Genomic DNA, 14,752 nt, shown 5'->3' with positions numbered 1-14,752 from the left:
ACCGCGAGGCTTCCCCGCGTCAGCGACCCATTGGGCAGCGGATCGCTCAAATCGGCTACTTGTTCAGCGTAGCCTTAGGTGCATCGAGCACCGAAAGGACTTCAGCGGGCGATGGGTAGCGGCAGTCGGGTCCGTACTCGACCGGGAACACCTCGCGCCCGGTCAATCCGGTATTCGGGGTTCCGCTGCTGACATGCAGCACATACTCGTCGGGCACATCATTGCCGGCGTAGTCGAGCACCACGATGCGCGGCTTGCGCACGTCGGCCGGCCAGCCTTCAAGGATGACCGCATCGATGTCGTCGTCGGTCACGAGCAGACCGATGGAAAAGTCAGGGGACATGAATCACTCCTTTCAAGAAAAGGAGGGACATGGCCCCATGCAGGGACGCATGTCCCTCGTGGGGTGGGAAGAAAAGAAGAACGTCGGCAGGCCGCAGCGCGGCTCACCAGCCGTTGTAGTTCAGCGTCAGGTCGGCGACGACCTTGCGCCGTTCCAGGTCGAGGCCGCCCAGGTCGGACAGACCCTCGAAGCCGCAACGCTTGAGCATCGCACCGCCCTCGCGGGCGTTGTAGAAGCTCACCATCGCGGACAGGAACATCCGCTGGCCGCTGCTCAGGACGCCGAGGGCATCGTTGAGCATCAGCAGCTTCGGCCGCAGATCCCACTTGGTGGTGGCACGCTGCAGGCCTTCGCGGGTGCCGTCGCCGAACCATTCGGCTCCGGCGATGTCGACGCCGCGTTTCCACGCCTCGAAGAAGGCTTGGGGCGCGGCGGCGAAGTGCTGGTGTTCCAGCTCGATCTGATCAAGTACCTCTTGAGGCAGGGCACGGTTCATGACATGGGCTCCTGGTGGTTGGACATCACGGGTGGAGGCGCTGCTGCCAGCGGCCCGTTTGCAGGGCGTGCTCGGCGGCGTGGTGCGAGCGGAAGTAGCTGACCGACTCCCGCGAGACCGGGCCGTCCGCATCGGCGGTGCCGATGTAGTGGCCGGCTGCGCTGCACAGCACTTGCAGGGGCAGGCGCTTGCCGACGCAGGCCAGGGCCTGGTAGCCGATGGATTCGGCTCGGGCCTGTTCAGCACTCAAAGGTGCCGATGCGAGCGCAAGGGACATGGTTTTCTCCTGTTGGTTGAAGACCGGGAGCACCACGCCCTGACGGGAGCGGATACCTCCCGAAGGGTTGAACATGAAAAGCACCCGCGTCGTGGCGACGCGCGTCCGCGGTGGTCGGTGCGAAGCGGACTAGATCGGTCAACGCGGCGAACCGCGTTGCAGCCTTGAGGACCGGGGCTGCCAGGGCATGGTGCTGACGACCGTCAGCGACACATGCGGGAAGAATGAAAGCGCGGCGGCACTCCGTCGCTGATCAAACGGAACCGAACGCCGTCCAGTTTGGGCCGAGCGCTGGCAAGAGCAGCGATGCACGATTCCGTTCGCCCACGACAAAGGCGCCGAAGCCTCGCAAGGCTTCGGCTGGAGAGAAATCAATCCACCTGTGGGCTGCAAGCAGGCCAGGCCATCGTCAAAGCCATTCGCTGCGTCAGCAATCTCACCCGGCCCGTTTCGTGGCTGGGGCCGGCATCCTCTGGCGTGTATCCACACACAAAGGGAACCCGTTGTTCCGCCGGCGGGCACCGGCACCGAATACCGTCGACCGCAAACGGTCTCCTGACACCTCGCAGCCTTGCGGGCCAAGGCGTCAGGAGACCGCTCGCGGATGGACGGAAGCACGTCGATCAGCGGAATCGCGGCGAGCGCGATTCGATGGAACAATGACCTTCTCGCCCTGCCAGCCGTGATCGGCCCGTGCAGGACGCGCACACCGTTGCAGAAGGGAACGCGCGCTGGGGAGTCCCGCGAGGCGCGGGAGGTTTGCCCCGCCGTCGGCAGCAGCCGGCGTGGCAGAGGGAGATGGGGGCGTCAGTTCGCCCTGGGGCGCCGACGCGGTGGGCCTGATGCACGGCTGGATGCGCCGCGCTTGCCTGCTCCGGTATCTTCGACCGGCTGCGTGCCCTTGCAGTCCGGGTAGCGGCTGCAAGACCAGAACGCGCCGCTCCTGCCGCTGCGCTGGCGCATCGGTGCGCCGCACTGCGGGCAGCTCGGTGCGGGCGGCAGTTTGAGGTTCAGCGTGGCGCCGCGGTACTGCTGCACGAGCTGGGCGACCCAGCTCGATTGCTTGGCGATGAAGGTGTCCAGCGTCATCTGGCCGACCTCGATCATGTCCAGCGCCTGCTCCCACACCGCCGTGGTGCCCGGGTCGGCGATGGCCGCAGGCACGGCGTCGATCAGCGTGAAGGCGGCATCCGACGCGCGGATGGACCGACCCCTCTTCAACAGATAACCGCGGGCCAGCAGCCCGCTGATGATGTTGGCGCGCGTGGCCTCGGTGCCAATGCCCGTGGTGTCCTTGAGCTTCTGCTTCAGGCGCGGGTCGGTCACGAGCTTTGCGACGCCCTTCATGGCCTTGACCAGCTCGCCTTGCGTGTAGGGCTTGGACGGCAGCGTCTTCAACGCCTTCAGTTCGACCTGGCCGACCTGGCAGGCGGCACCTGCCTGCAGCGCCGGCAACACCTGTCCGCGCTGTGCATCCTCACCGTCACCGTCACCGTCACCGTCCTCGGGCTCAGGCGCCGCCAGCACCTGGCGCCATCCGGCCACCGCGATCTGCTTGCCGACCGCCACCAGCGACTGCCCGCCGCACGTGAGCTGCGGCACCGTCCGGTCGAACTCGTGGTGCGGCAGGAACTGCGCGAGGTAATGGGCGCGGATCAGCCGGTAGACGGCCAGCTCCTTGTCGCTCATCGCCGAGAGATTGGCCGGCTCCAACGTCGGAATGATGCCGTGGTGCGCCGTGACCTTGCCGTCATTCCAGGCCCGCGAACGCTGCTGGCGGTCCAGGCGGTCGATCAGCGGCCGCAGACCGGGATCGGTCTTGACCAGGCTGTCGAGGACGGCCGGCACCTCGGCCAGCATGCTCTCGGGCAGGTAGCCCGAATCCGAGCGCGGATAGGTCGTTGCCTTGTACGTCTCGTACAGCGCCTGGGCAATGTCCAGCGTCTCCTGCACGTCGAGGCCCAACTGCTTGGAACACACTTCCTGCAAGGTGCCGAGGTCGAACGGCAGCGGCGGGCCTTCGCGCACGCGCTCGGTCTCTACCGACAGCACCTGGGCGGTGCCGGCCGCGCGCAGGCGTTCGGCGGCCTGCTGCGCCACCGGCTGCTGCAAGCAGCGGCCGGCGTCGTCGGTGCTGCCCTGTGGCGGCGTCCAGCTTGCAACGAAGGACTGGCCTGCATGCGAGAGCGCGACCTCGATGGCCCAGAACGGCACCGAGACGAAGCGTGCGATCTCGCGATCACGGTCCACGACCAGCTTGAGCGTCGGCGTCTGCACGCGCCCGACCGACAGCACGCCGTTGTAGCCGGCCTGGCGGCCCAGCAGCGTGAACAGGCGGCTCAGGTTCATCCCGATCAGCCAGTCGGCACGCGATCGGGCGAGCGCGGAGAAGTACAGCGGCAGTGTCTCGGCGGACGGCTTGAGCGTGCCCAGGGCCTTGCGGATCGACGCATCGTTGAGCGCCGACAGCCACAGGCGCTGGATCGGGCCGCGGTAGCCGCACAGCTCGATGATCTCGCGGGCAATCATCTCGCCCTCGCGGTCGGCGTCGGTCGCGATCACCAGTTCGCCCGCCTTGGCGACGAGCTGCTGCACGACCTTGAACTGCGCCGCGGTCGCCGCCTTGGGCTCGACACGCCAACGCTCGGGAAGAATAGGCAGTTGCTCGATGCCCCAGCGCTTGTACTGCTCGCCGTAGCCTTCGGGCGGAACCGCTTCGACCAGATGACCGATGCACCAGGTCACGACGACACCCGCACCGCTGTAGCAGCCGTTGCCGCGTTGGCCGGCGCCCAGCACACGGGCGATGTCCTTGCCCTGGGACGGCTTCTCGCACAGGAACACGCGCATGAAGCCTCCTTGGAAGTGTGCGGTCATCGGATGGCCCCAGCTTGGCCGGGCCAGCGGATGACGGCAGCAAGGAAGCCGATTGGCGCAGACACCGCTTTGTGATCGGCAGGCGATGCGTTGCCGCAGCGGCATGCGCGAAGCCGCAACGGCTGGCGCAGCGGGAGCGTCGTTTCGGGAGGGCGGCTGGAACCCGGTGGAACACCCTGGAGCTATCCCCTGGGGATAGCTGGTGCATGGCGGGCGTCTGACGGTTGCTACAGCCGCCCCCTGCGGGGAATCAGCCCTTGGCCTTGGTTTCCTTCGACGCCTTCGTCCCCTTGGTCTCCTTCGGCGGCGGTACTGCGGCCTCGGGTTCCAGCGTCCTGGCGCTGAGGGTCACGGCCTGGATGCGGTACGGCAGAATGCCGATGCGGCGGGCCTCGATCTTGAAGGTCGTGCGCTCGTTGTCGTCGGCGTCCTCCCACTCGTCCTTCACCGTGCGGCCTTCTACCAGCACGCGCATGCCCTTCTGGTACAGGTCTTTCCAGTGGTCGGCGTCGCGGTGCCACAGCTCCACCGGCGCCCAGAAGCCGCCGCGGTCCTCGAATTCACCGTCCTTCTTTGGGATCGGGTTGTCGAAGTAGACGTTCAGGCGCAGCAGCCGGCGCGGCTCGTCGTTGCCGTTAGGGAATTCGCGATAGTCCGGCGCGGAACCGATGTTGCCCTCGCCGACGAAGTGCGTGCTCATGGAGACTCCTTGGGGGTGGTGGATGGAACCGACGCGGCATGCCCGTGGACACGTCGCAGGTAAGCCGCTTCGGCCTGCGCGGCCTTGCTGGCGCACTCCTGGGCCTGGCGGCCCAGCGTGTGAAGGAGGCTGATCTGCATGTTCAAAGCGATGCGCTGCAGCTCCATCGCGTACAGGTCGTCGATCAGCGAGGCCGGCGTCGCCGGGCGGTCGAGCAGCGATTCCCACAGCGCCACGCCCATGGAAGAACGGTCGTGGTTGCGCCAGCGCAGGAAGGTCGTGCCTGCGCCAGTGGTCTGCTGGGCCAGTTGCACGTCGAGCAGCGAGAAGGGGTAGGCCCGCGCCTGTTGCAGCACGCGCCGCTGCGCCAGCGCGATTAAGTCGTCGCGCAGCGCCGTGCACTGGTTGGCCCAGGCCTCCAGACTCCCCTTACCTTTAAAAGGCTGTAAAAGGCCTTTTAGGTAGGAGCCGTGTTCCAGGCGCTGGAAGTCCGCCTGTTCCAGCGGCAGGAAGCGCGCCGGTTGGCCGGTGGAAGACGATGCTGTCATGCCTTCGTGCCTTCGCCGTCATGGTCGTGGTCGTCGTCCGCCACGTCGGCTGCGCCAGCGCTGGGTGCGGCATCCGCGGCTGTACCAGGCTTGCCCGACCGCCGTGCGATCGGTGGCGAAAAGCGCGAGCGGCGCGTGCCTTCGAGCACGTCCTGCGGCAACTCGCCGAACTTCTCCAGCGCCGCCCGCGCCACCGCGTTCTTCGAGGCGAAGTCGTCGCGCGTCGCGCCGGAGTAGCGGTACTGCTGTGCCAGCGAGAACAGGCTGCGCAGCGCATGCGCGCCGTCGTTGAGCCAGCGTTCCAGCGTGCTGCGGTCGATCAGCGCGGTGTGGTGGGCGAGGATCAGCTTGCGGGCCAGGTCGTCGTAGTCGGCCAGCAGGTACACCGCCATGAAGCCGAGCTGCGCATTGACGAACAGCGGCAGCTTCACGGGCTGCACGTTCATGTTCTCGCCCAGCGACAGCGCGGGCGGCACGTCGGCCAGCGCCTGGTCCACCTGCTCACGCAGCGCCTGCAAGCTGTCCTTGGTCTGCGTCAGCTTGTCCTCGATGCGCAGCATCCAGAAATCCGAGTAGGGATCGTCCTGCTCGGCGCCGCGCTTCATCTTGTTCATCACGCTGATGTATCCGTTCAGGCCGATGATCCCGGGCCGGCCCTCGGCAGGCGCTCGGCCATGCCAGATGCGTGAAGCGTGGTGGGTGTGCAGCGTCAGCGACATCGCGCTGCGCAGCGATCCGAGATTCAACTGCAGGGGCGGCTGGGATTCATTGGCCATGGTGACGACTCGCGGTACGGGAACGAGCCGCCAGCATCGGCATCGCCCGGAAGGGCGTCAGTCAACAAACCGCAGCGGGTGCGCTCCCGGTTGTCGCCCCGGAAGGTCGCGTGTTCCGTCTATCCCCAGGGGATAGGTCCGCGCCGGGCTGCGACCGTGCGACGCATGACAGAACCGAAGCCGATGCCTGGAAGGCTTCGTGTCCCAGCTATCCCCTGGGGATAGCTGCTCAGGAATCGCCCAGGGTTGAACGCAGTTTCGCCAGGTAGGCCCGCGCTGCCTCGCGGCCAGGGCCGTTCGGCGCGGGCGGTGGCGGTGCAGACGGTGCAGGTGCGGCTGGCCGTGGCGGCGGCGCAGGCGGCGTCGATGGCGAACCGCCTTCGCCGGCCCAGGCCTTGAACTCGCCGCGGATCGCCTTCTGGATGATGCCGAACAGATAGCCGGCCGGGTTGCGTACCGCGCTGTTGCGGCAGCGCGCATCCCATTCGTCCAACACCGCCTGCCGCAGCGACTCGTCCACCTGCTGCAAGGCCACCATCGCGCCGCTTTGCTGCTCGTCCTTCAAGCGCAGCAGGCGCTCGGGCAGGCGCAGGTGCTGCAACGACTTCGCGCGCGGTACTGTACGTACTTGATTTATACGATCCATACGTACAGTACGGTCCTCCTTCGGATTCCGAAGTGAGCCGTCTGGCGCGGATTTCAGCCCTGCTTCGGATTCCGAAGACGGGCCTTCGAGATTCCGAAGCAGGCCGTCCTGGCCTTCTTCGGATTCGTGATCCACAGGCGCTTGTGGATAACTCGCGTCCGCCCATTCGTTGCGCGCCATGCGCTGTGCCAGCACCTGCAGCCGCGTGGGCAGCGTGCGGCCGTTGAGCATCGGGTCTTCGGCGATCTCGCGCAGGGTGTTCATGCCGACGATCTGCACCGCCTTCGCCGCATGGGTCAGCGCCTGGCCGACCAGGCCGAGGTAGTCGGGGTCGAGCTGCATCGCCTCGAAGGGTGTCAGCGGTTCGTCGTGCAGCATGTAGAGGTTGCTCAGGATGCGCCCGGTCTTCGGGTCGCGGCGCCGTCGCACCAGGCTCAGCCAGCGCGTCAGCCGCAGCAGCGTCAAGGCGCGCGCCACGGTCTCGTGCGAGGCCTGCGCCGCGCAGGGCATCGAGGCGAGGTAGGGGCGAAGCTGGTCGTAGGTCGGGAACGCCGTCACGCCGTCGCTCTGGAGCTGCAGGCGGAGCACCTGCCAGGCGTTGCGCTCCAGCGGCGTCAGGCGCCGGTCGAGGAACAGCGCACGCGGCACGCTCTCGTGCCGGTTGCCGCTGTAGAGGAAGCCGTCGCTGACCGGCGCGGCCGGCGATGCAGCAGCAGCGCCGCGCGGGGCTGGCGGTGTCGGTGGTGCCCGTGGCACCAGTTCCCGCAGCGCGTCGTCGAACAGTGCCGACAGCGCCACGGGGCCATCGCGCCGGGGTGCGCCGCCGGTCGCCATGGCCTACACCAGCCCCTGGTCGATCCAGTTGCGTATCGCCGACCAGATCACCGACATCGGCAGGTTCAAGGTCTCGGCCAGGTCCATGGTCAGCGTCAGCATCGCCACCTCATCGTCCAGCGCGATGCCGCGCTCCATGACGCCGGCCTTCCACTGCTTCCACAGCGCCGTGTCCTGCGCCTCGTCCAGCACCGGATGCCGCCCCTTGCGCTTGGGCAGGCCGAGGATGTCGCGGCGCAGGGCCACCTCCTGGTGCGTAAGCCCGTAGAAGCGGCTGACCATCTCCGTGCTGGCGCCCAGGCGCAGCATGCGGTCGACCGTCGCGATCTCTCGCTCCACGTCGTGCACTTGGCTCAGCAGCCGCTTCAGCACATCGCGGTTCACCGACACCGAACACCACGACACCGTGGCGTTCACCAGCATGCTCACGAGTTCGGGGTGCTTGAGCGCGTCCAGCTCCTCCTCGCCGAAGCCCATCGCCTTGCAGCGCCGCAGTTGCCCATTGCGCAGGTCGTGCAGCGCCTGTGCGATGACGGCCTGGTTGAGCGGATGCGGTGCCGACATGATGGCCTCTGCTCAGGCGCCGTGGCCGGGGTTGCTGGAGGCCGCGCCGGTCTCCAGATCCAGCAGCCGGCGCGCCATGCGCAGCAGCCGGAACAGCTTTACCAGCCCGGCATCGCTCAGGCGCGGATATGCGCCGCCGCCATGCAGCAAGGCCGCCAGGTCGTCGGCCAGCCGGGCGCCATCGAAGCCGGGGGCGGGTCGGGGCGCGGCGCACAGCGCATGCAGCAAGGTCAGCACCGCACACGCGAACGGAGGCAATGCGCGCACCGCCGGGGGCGCCACGCAGACGAAGCCCATGCCGCCTTCGCTGGGTTCGACCTGCCCGGCCACGTCGGCTTCCTCGGCGATCTCGCGCGCGAACTGCGCGATGTGCACCCGCAGCCGATCCGGCACATCCAGGCCGGGCTCGATGTACCAGACATCCGAGATGGGGTAGAGCCCGCCCGCCTGCACAGGGATCGCGCGCAGCGCGTCGGCCTCGAAGTCGGGCAGCTTGTCGCCCATCTGATCGGCCACCATGCGCTGGATGGATTGCAGGCGTTCGGTGGTCGGGGCCGGGGACACGATGTGACCCTGCAGGCGTTCGTCATCCTGCTGCATGCCCTTGTCGCTGGCGGCCGGCGTGGAACCGGCCTGCGCAGCCTGGCCAGGGCCAGGCTCCGACGACTGCACCGAGGGGCCGGGCGGCAGCGAAGGCGGTGACGGTGGTCGCGGTGGCCCGGCCGGCACCGCAGGTCTTGCCGCCTGCAGCGGCGCAGGATCGCTGGTCAATGCGCGCTGCCGGCTCTCGCTGTCGTCGATTTCCAGGCTCAGCGTGTCGTAGTCCGCTTCCAGCAGCTCGGCCATCTGGCCGACCAGCTCGTCCTGCACCCGCTGCGGTGAGAAGTTGTCGGGCTGCGTGTCGAACTGCGCCAGCACGTCCTGGAACAGCGTAGCGAAGTCCATCGACAGGTTGCGCCTCAGGGCACGCCGCTCCCAGGTGCGTTCGCAGGCCTTGCGCAGCACCGCGAGCCGTTCCACCTGATGCCGGCCGAGCCCGCCGTACAGCAGCGTGGGGATCGCCGGGAGCAGGTAGTGCACGGCGTCCTGCATGCGGCTGATGTGCGACTGCGGCAGCGGGAAGCCATCGGCCGTAAGCCGCCGCGCCAGCTCGCTCTGCGACAGCGGCTGGCCGCTGTCCCGCCCCATTTCCTGCTCGTAGAACTCGCGCGCCTTCTCCACGCCCAAGGCCCGCTCGATGAAGCTGAGCCCGCCGCGCAACTCGTTCTCGGCCAGGTGCCCGGTCAGCATCACCACTTCGCCGCGCTGCGGCCACGGGCGGAACAGGCAGGGGATGCGGAAGAACCGTTCGTCTTTCGTCTCGCTCCACAGCTCGCGCAGGATCGCCAGGCGCGTGTTGCCGCCGTTGCGGATGATGTAGTGCGGTTCGCCGGGCCGGCGCGTGATCGCGGGCGGCGCATCGAGCCCGCGTTCGCGGATCGAGGCCTTGATGTCCTCGTAGGCCGGGTTGCGCGTCACGCGCGGGTCGTGGTCGTAGGGGCGCAACTGGTCCAGCGTCACCACCATCGGCGTGTCGGCGATGGGGTCGCTCAGGGCCGCGACCGAAGGGCCGTTGCGCTCGAAGCCCGAGGCCAGCAGATTGGCGGCCATGTCCTGCGGCGTCAGGTCAGCCACGGCCATTCTCCTGAGATGCTGCAACACCCTGGGCCGCCTGTCGGTCGGCGCGGCGAAGCTGCGCACGGGCGTTGCGCTCGGCGCGGTGGTCGCTCGCCGTCGAGCTGGTGTAGATCGGCGCGCAGCCTTGCTTCGTGAACAGCAGGTGCCCGCCGCGGGTGCGCACCACCTTCCAACCTTCTCCCAGGGCGAACTCGATCAGCCCTCGCAGCCGCTTGTGGCCGCGGGCCAGGTCATGTGCGCTGGCCATGGCCGGCCCCTCCCGCGTCGCCTCGGCCGGTGACGAGCGCAAAGCGCTCCTGCCACGCCGGGAACAGCTCGCCGGCCAGCGCGCGCATGGTCTCCAATGCGGCAGGTGCCGTGCGGCCCGCCGGCTGGCGGTATTCCACCCGATGCACCGGCAGTCCGCGCGTCGCGGCGCGCTGATAGGCTTCAATCGCCGGCACGTCGGTGTCCAGCACGCGCACGCCAGGCTGCTCCTGGAATACCTGACGCAGCGCCTGCTGGATCAGCCGCGCATTCGACGACACCGGATGCACGCGGTTGATGAGCAGGTGCAGCGGCGGCGGCTCGATGCCGAGGTGGCGGTACGGCGCGATGTCCTCGATGAGTTGCAGCGTGCCGCGCCGCAGCTCGCGCGCCGCGAGGATTTCCGGCGTCACCGGCGAAAGCGCCAAGTTCGAGGCCAGCACCGCCATCTCCAGCAGCACGCTGCGCGCGCCCTGGGTGTCGATCAGCAGCAGGTCGTAGTGCGGCGCCAGCGTGGGCAGCAGGTGGCGCAGCCGCAATCTGCCATCGGGCGCGTGCAGCAGCAGCGTGTTCAGCTCGCCGCGGTCGTCGTTCGAGAGCACCAGGTCAAGCCGCTCGATCGCGGTGCGCGACACCAGTTGCTCGGCGCGCTGCTCGTTGTAGGCCAGCATCTCGTAGATGCCGGCCGGCGCGCGCTCGGCCAGCGTGAAGTAGCTCGACAGCGTGGGCTGCACGTCCAGGTCCAGCAGCAGCACGCGCAGCCCGGTGTCGGCTGCGAAGCCGCCCAGGTTGGCCGCCGTCGTGGTCTTGCCGACGCCGCCCTTGGTCGAAATGATGGACACCACCTGCATGGGCCTCTCCCGGTTGAATGGCATGTACCGAGGAAAAGCGTCAGGCGCGCTCATCGAGGCGATCGGCGATCCACTGCTCGACCTCCGCCGAGTCCCAGCCCACGGCGCGCACGCCCAAGCGCAGCGCCTTGGGGAACTTGCCTTCTTTCATCAGGCTGTAGATGTGCGCGCGCTTGAAGCCGGTTTTGGCCTCGACTTCGGCGCGACGCAGGATGCGGTGCTCGGCCGGCACTGCCGGCGCGGTGGTCTGCGAAGACATGAGAGACACTCCTTGACGCTCACTGGCGCTGTTCGGAAAGTGCCTCGTATTCAATACACCGCGGTCGCCGAAATCACTGCAATTGCAGAAGCAGCGACTGCAATTGCAGTGCGCCGCATCGGCATCATGCTGGCCGCGTCGTCAGCGCGACGCCTCCAGGTGGCGCCGCGCCTGCGCGAGCTTGCTCCACAGCGTCCGCTCGCTGAGACCCGGCCGCCCCTCATGGTGTGCGATCAGCGCGCTGACCACGGCATCCATGCTGCGGAACGACGAATAGGCCGCGCCTGACGGCGAATTGCCCAGCAGCAGCGTCAGCAGTCCGCCGATGATGTTGAGGTAAGTCGTCTCGCTGCGCAGGCCAGGCTCGCGCGCCTGTTCGTCGTTGGCCGCGCGCGTGGCATGTTCCTTCGCCAGTGCTTCGTGCGCGGTGCGCAGCGTTTCATGCACCAGGGCAAGTTCGGCAAGTTGCGACTTCGCTGCTTCGCGATCGGCCAGCAGAATGTTGAGCGTGTCCACGCTCACCGCCGGATGCACCGCGCGTTCGATGCCGTCAAACAAAAACCCCGGCCGATCGCCGGGGTAGAACTGCGACATCCACGCTTTCAAGTCCACGTGGCGCACGGTCAACTCGGGGTCGTCGAGCGCCGGCCGCTGCGAGTCCAGCACGATGCCGGCCTTGCCACCGGGCAATTCGCCATGCGTCAGCGCGTCGAAGATGCGCTCGGCATACAGGCGCAGCAGCGGCCAGCGCGGGAATTCGCCGGGCTCCGGCATGGCACGCTGCTCCAGCGCTTCCAGAATACGCTGCTCGAAGCGCAGGAGACCGCACCAGCGGACGGCCGCCTCGATCGGTCGGTAGTACGTCTTTGCGCCAAAGGCGTGGCTGCTCGATTTCGGCATAACGCGCTCTTCCCATCGTCGGATCGACACATGGCAAGCGCGCGCGGCCCACATGGGCGCAGCGATTGCCCAAAGAACCCGATAAAGCGCGAGCCGGTCGGCATCGTGGTGGACGTTGGGTGCGGCGATGTCGCCGAGCGTTACGCAGGGGGCAAACCTCCTTGCGGTGCCCGCTACACCTCAACCATAATGCACCTGCGAAAAATCTTGTTACCGGCGCAACGGTCTGAAAAGCCGCGCATCCAAGTTCGATCAGGAAGGGATGCCGCGCTTTACCGGAAAACCAGGGCAAAGTTTTCGTAGGAATACGGGCGGGGTAAAGCGCCAATGCGACTTCCGGCTGAGCCGGTTTGCATCCAGCAAGGGCTCATGCGTTCTGCGTCACTGCTGTGACCTCGACAGCTTGAAGGTGCCTTGCTTGATGCCGGGTGGATAGGCCCGATTCGCCATCCATGCCCGTGACGCAAAAGGTCGGCCGCCGATGCAATGCGGGTCAAGGTCCAGACCGAAAGGGAATCGTACCGTCCAAAATCCCCGCGTCACATCGGGCGTTGATCGGTGCCTTGCGGGCGTCCGACACGCTCCACGCGGTCGATGAACTGCCGCAGCGGCTCCATGATTTCGCCTTCGGGTCGCAGTAGATAGGTCGTCAGCGAAGCGGTCTCGTCGGCCAGCGGCCGCACGACGACATCGGCCTGATGGCAACCCGCCAGATGCGCCGCGCTCGAAAAGCCCACGCCGTAGCCGGCGGCCACGAGGGCCAGCATCAGGGAATGGGTCTTGACGTACTCGGCTACCGTCGGCTGCGCATCCACCGTGCGGAGCAGCCGTTCGCGCTGCCGGCTGCAACCTTCGCAGACCTGGGGATCGCACAGCACCAGCGGATAGCTCGCCACTTCCTCCAGCGGCACTTCCTTGAAAGCCAGCAGCGGATGCCTGGCGGGCAAAGCCACCACCAGCGGGTCTCGCCACACCGGCATGGCGACGATGCCGGCGTCCATTTCACCAGCCAATGCAAAACCTGCGTCATACAAGTCGTTGCGCAGTCCAGTCACCAACTGCGCCAGTGGCGTTTCAAATATCCGAATGCCGACCTGTGGTGCCTCCTCGCGGCAAAGCGCAAGCAACGCCGACAAGCGGGCCTGCCCCATGTCACCAGATAGTGCGATGCGCAGCGTGTTCCGCTGGTTCGCTGCGGCGCGTGCCTTGGTCTGCGCTTGCTCGAAGGCCAGCAGTACGCGCCGGGCTTCTTCGAGGAAGACCTGTCCCGCCGGTGTGAGACGAACACTGCGTGGCAAGCGGTTGAGCAGCGGCACCCCTAAATCCGCCTCCATCTGGCGGATCGTGCGCGACAGTGGAGACTGTTCGATGTGCAGCCGTCGAGCAGCCCGGCCGAAGTGCAGTTCCTCGGCTACGGCGATGAAGCAGCGAAGATGGCGTAAGTTCATGCTTTCTCCCTACCGATGTGATCAGTCCATATCTTCGTAGGGAGCCGAATAGTGCGGAGGATTCACCTCTGTATCGAGATGAGAGCCATCCTGGGGGGTGATGCTCGGATGCTTTTCGCCCATGTCAGCGCCTACGGCGAAGCTCTCGTTCGAGATCGCCCAGCTGCGACGCCTGAAGTTCGGCAAGAAGAGCGAGCAGCTCGATGCCGAACAACGCGCGCTGTTCGACGAGGCTCTGGACGCCGACCTTGCCGCGGCTGAGGCGCAGCTCCAGGAACTGCTGGGCAAGAAGAAGCCGCCGGCTACGCCTGGCGCGATGCCTAAGCGCACCGCCTTGCCGGCGGACCTGCCGCGCGTGGACTGCCACCACGAGCCCGAGAACACTCGCTGCGCGTGCGGCTGTGCGCTCAAGCGCATCAGCGAGAAGCTGGACAACACACCGGGCGTATTCACGGTAGAGTGCCACATCCGCGGCAAGTGGACCTGCGCACAGGTGCCGAACGCTGACCCAGGCGCCAGTCCCGGCGGAGATCATCGCCAAGGGCATCCCCACCTCCGGGCTGCTCACGTAGGTGCTGGTCGCAAAGGACTCCGACCATCTGCGGCTTACATGGTCGTCCCTAGGCAAGCAGGAATCAGCTGCGTGAGTGAATCGGGAGGTTTGCGCAGCTGATGGGTGGTCAGCAGCGTCTGCGCCGGCGTCTTCACCGGCACGAAGCGCATGTGCGGGCGGGTTGCCCATCGGCCGAATCGTTCTTGCGTCCCTTGCCGGCCATGCGGTAGGGCGTGACGAAGTGGCCTGCGATCAGCCGCGCATCCAGCCCATAGCCGCGCAGCTTGCGTGCCCAGTGATGCGCACCGCCGCAGGCCTCCAGGGCCACCAGGCAGCCGGGAGGCAACTGCGCGCACCGGGCCGCAAACTTGTCAGCGGCCAGCGCCTTGGCAACCACCACGCGCGCATCCACCGCATGCACCTAGATAACCCGCTTAGCCAGATCCACCCCGACTCGCGCAATCTCGTTCATGGACTTCCCCTTCACATGGCTACAGATTGACGACTTGGGGAGCACCATCGCGGCGGCAGCCAACATTTGTTTCCTCGCTGCTTACGATTGATTCACATCAATCGGCCAGCAGATCGCTGGATGTTGGCTGTTGACTTTCTGCATGTTAGGTGCAACATCCAGCAAAGTCTTGCAAGAACTTCCTCGAGCGAGGCCGCGTGACGACGGAACTAGGGCGTGTTAACACTAATACCGATCGTGTCGTTTGCGCTGGACAATATTGGGCATGGAGATCACGCCCGCACA

At 66.9% G+C, this 14,752-nt stretch carries 15 protein-coding genes and 2 pseudogenes; 1 reads left to right on the top strand and 16 read right to left on the bottom strand.

The genetic code is table 11. The features are described 5' to 3' along the window. Positions 1 to 55: 55 nt before the first annotated feature. From ACTIF6_RS26645 to ACTIF6_RS26575, 15 genes are all read right to left on the bottom strand, one after another. Complete coding sequence (locus ACTIF6_RS26645; protein WP_439590720.1) at positions 56 to 343, bottom strand: hypothetical protein; 288 nt, start codon at positions 341 to 343, stop codon at positions 56 to 58. Between the two features lie 103 nt (positions 344 to 446). Continuing rightward, positions 447 to 839, bottom strand: a complete 393-nt coding sequence (locus ACTIF6_RS26640) for a hypothetical protein (RefSeq protein WP_003454890.1) — start codon at positions 837 to 839, stop codon at positions 447 to 449. A gap of 25 nt (positions 840 to 864) precedes the next feature. Beyond that, a complete protein-coding gene (locus tag ACTIF6_RS26635) occupies positions 865 to 1,116 on the bottom strand; it encodes a hypothetical protein (RefSeq protein WP_003454891.1) in 252 nt (83 codons plus the stop codon). Positions 1,117 to 1,923: 807 nt separating this feature from the next. Then, positions 1,924 to 3,966 (bottom strand): DNA topoisomerase III, encoded by a 2,043-nt coding sequence (locus ACTIF6_RS26630; protein ID WP_238923522.1) that lies wholly within the window; start codon positions 3,964 to 3,966, stop codon positions 1,924 to 1,926. A gap of 277 nt (positions 3,967 to 4,243) precedes the next feature. After that, the gene (locus ACTIF6_RS26625; protein WP_003454893.1) at positions 4,244 to 4,693 is read right to left on the bottom strand and encodes a single-stranded DNA-binding protein; all 450 of its coding nucleotides are present in this window, start codon (positions 4,691 to 4,693) and stop codon (positions 4,244 to 4,246) included. Continuing rightward, entirely contained in the window at positions 4,690 to 5,241 is a 552-nt protein-coding gene (locus tag ACTIF6_RS26620) for a DUF3158 family protein (protein ID WP_439590719.1), read from the bottom strand. Before ACTIF6_RS26620 ends, ACTIF6_RS26625 begins: the two co-directional genes overlap by 4 nt. After that, positions 5,238 to 6,017: a PFL_4669 family integrating conjugative element protein gene (locus ACTIF6_RS26615; RefSeq protein ID WP_439590718.1), complete on the bottom strand. Its 780-nt coding sequence runs from the start codon at positions 6,015 to 6,017 to the stop codon at positions 5,238 to 5,240. The genes ACTIF6_RS26620 and ACTIF6_RS26615 overlap by 4 nt, the downstream gene beginning before the upstream one ends. A 229-nt stretch (positions 6,018 to 6,246) precedes the next feature. Beyond that, complete coding sequence (locus tag ACTIF6_RS26610) at positions 6,247 to 7,497, bottom strand: STY4528 family pathogenicity island replication protein (RefSeq protein WP_059889447.1); 1,251 nt, start codon at positions 7,495 to 7,497, stop codon at positions 6,247 to 6,249. A 3-nt stretch (positions 7,498 to 7,500) separates the two neighbouring features. Further along, positions 7,501 to 8,061 carry a DUF2857 domain-containing protein gene (locus ACTIF6_RS26605; RefSeq protein WP_003454899.1) on the bottom strand — a complete coding sequence of 187 codons (561 nt, stop codon included), beginning with the start codon at positions 8,059 to 8,061 and terminating at the stop codon, positions 7,501 to 7,503. A 12-nt stretch (positions 8,062 to 8,073) separates the two neighbouring features. Next, entirely contained in the window at positions 8,074 to 9,735 is a 1,662-nt protein-coding gene (locus ACTIF6_RS26600; protein ID WP_003454909.1) for a ParB family protein, read from the bottom strand. Then, entirely contained in the window at positions 9,728 to 9,985 is a 258-nt protein-coding gene (locus ACTIF6_RS26595) for a hypothetical protein (RefSeq protein WP_003454921.1), read from the bottom strand. The genes ACTIF6_RS26600 and ACTIF6_RS26595 overlap by 8 nt, the downstream gene beginning before the upstream one ends. Next, a complete protein-coding gene (locus ACTIF6_RS26590) occupies positions 9,969 to 10,835 on the bottom strand; it encodes a ParA family protein (RefSeq protein WP_003454923.1) in 867 nt (288 codons plus the stop codon). The genes ACTIF6_RS26595 and ACTIF6_RS26590 overlap by 17 nt, the downstream gene beginning before the upstream one ends. A 40-nt stretch (positions 10,836 to 10,875) precedes the next feature. Beyond that, complete coding sequence (locus tag ACTIF6_RS26585) at positions 10,876 to 11,094, bottom strand: AlpA family transcriptional regulator (RefSeq protein WP_003454927.1); 219 nt, start codon at positions 11,092 to 11,094, stop codon at positions 10,876 to 10,878. A 141-nt stretch (positions 11,095 to 11,235) separates the two neighbouring features. Beyond that, complete coding sequence (locus tag ACTIF6_RS26580) at positions 11,236 to 11,994, bottom strand: hypothetical protein (RefSeq protein WP_003454930.1); 759 nt, start codon at positions 11,992 to 11,994, stop codon at positions 11,236 to 11,238. 539 nt (positions 11,995 to 12,533) lie between these two features. Next, the gene (locus tag ACTIF6_RS26575) at positions 12,534 to 13,442 is read right to left on the bottom strand and encodes a LysR family transcriptional regulator (protein WP_012761385.1); all 909 of its coding nucleotides are present in this window, start codon (positions 13,440 to 13,442) and stop codon (positions 12,534 to 12,536) included. Between the two features lie 139 nt (positions 13,443 to 13,581). On the opposite strand from ACTIF6_RS26575, the pseudogene ACTIF6_RS26570 reads away from it, so the two are divergent. Then, a pseudogene (locus ACTIF6_RS26570) lies at positions 13,582 to 14,011 on the top strand (IS66 family transposase); the annotation flags it as partial. A gap of 91 nt (positions 14,012 to 14,102) precedes the next feature. Here ACTIF6_RS26570 and ACTIF6_RS26565 read toward each other — a convergent pair. After that, a pseudogene (locus tag ACTIF6_RS26565) lies at positions 14,103 to 14,416 on the bottom strand (IS110 family transposase); the annotation flags it as partial. Positions 14,417 to 14,752: the final 336 nt, after the last annotated feature.

This window comes from Hydrogenophaga sp. (assembly GCF_051860785.1).
GTDB lineage: Bacteria > Pseudomonadota > Gammaproteobacteria > Burkholderiales > Burkholderiaceae_C > Hydrogenophaga.
The sequence above is the reverse complement of the archived record's forward strand: the minus strand, read 5'-3'. Positions and strand labels throughout refer to the sequence as shown.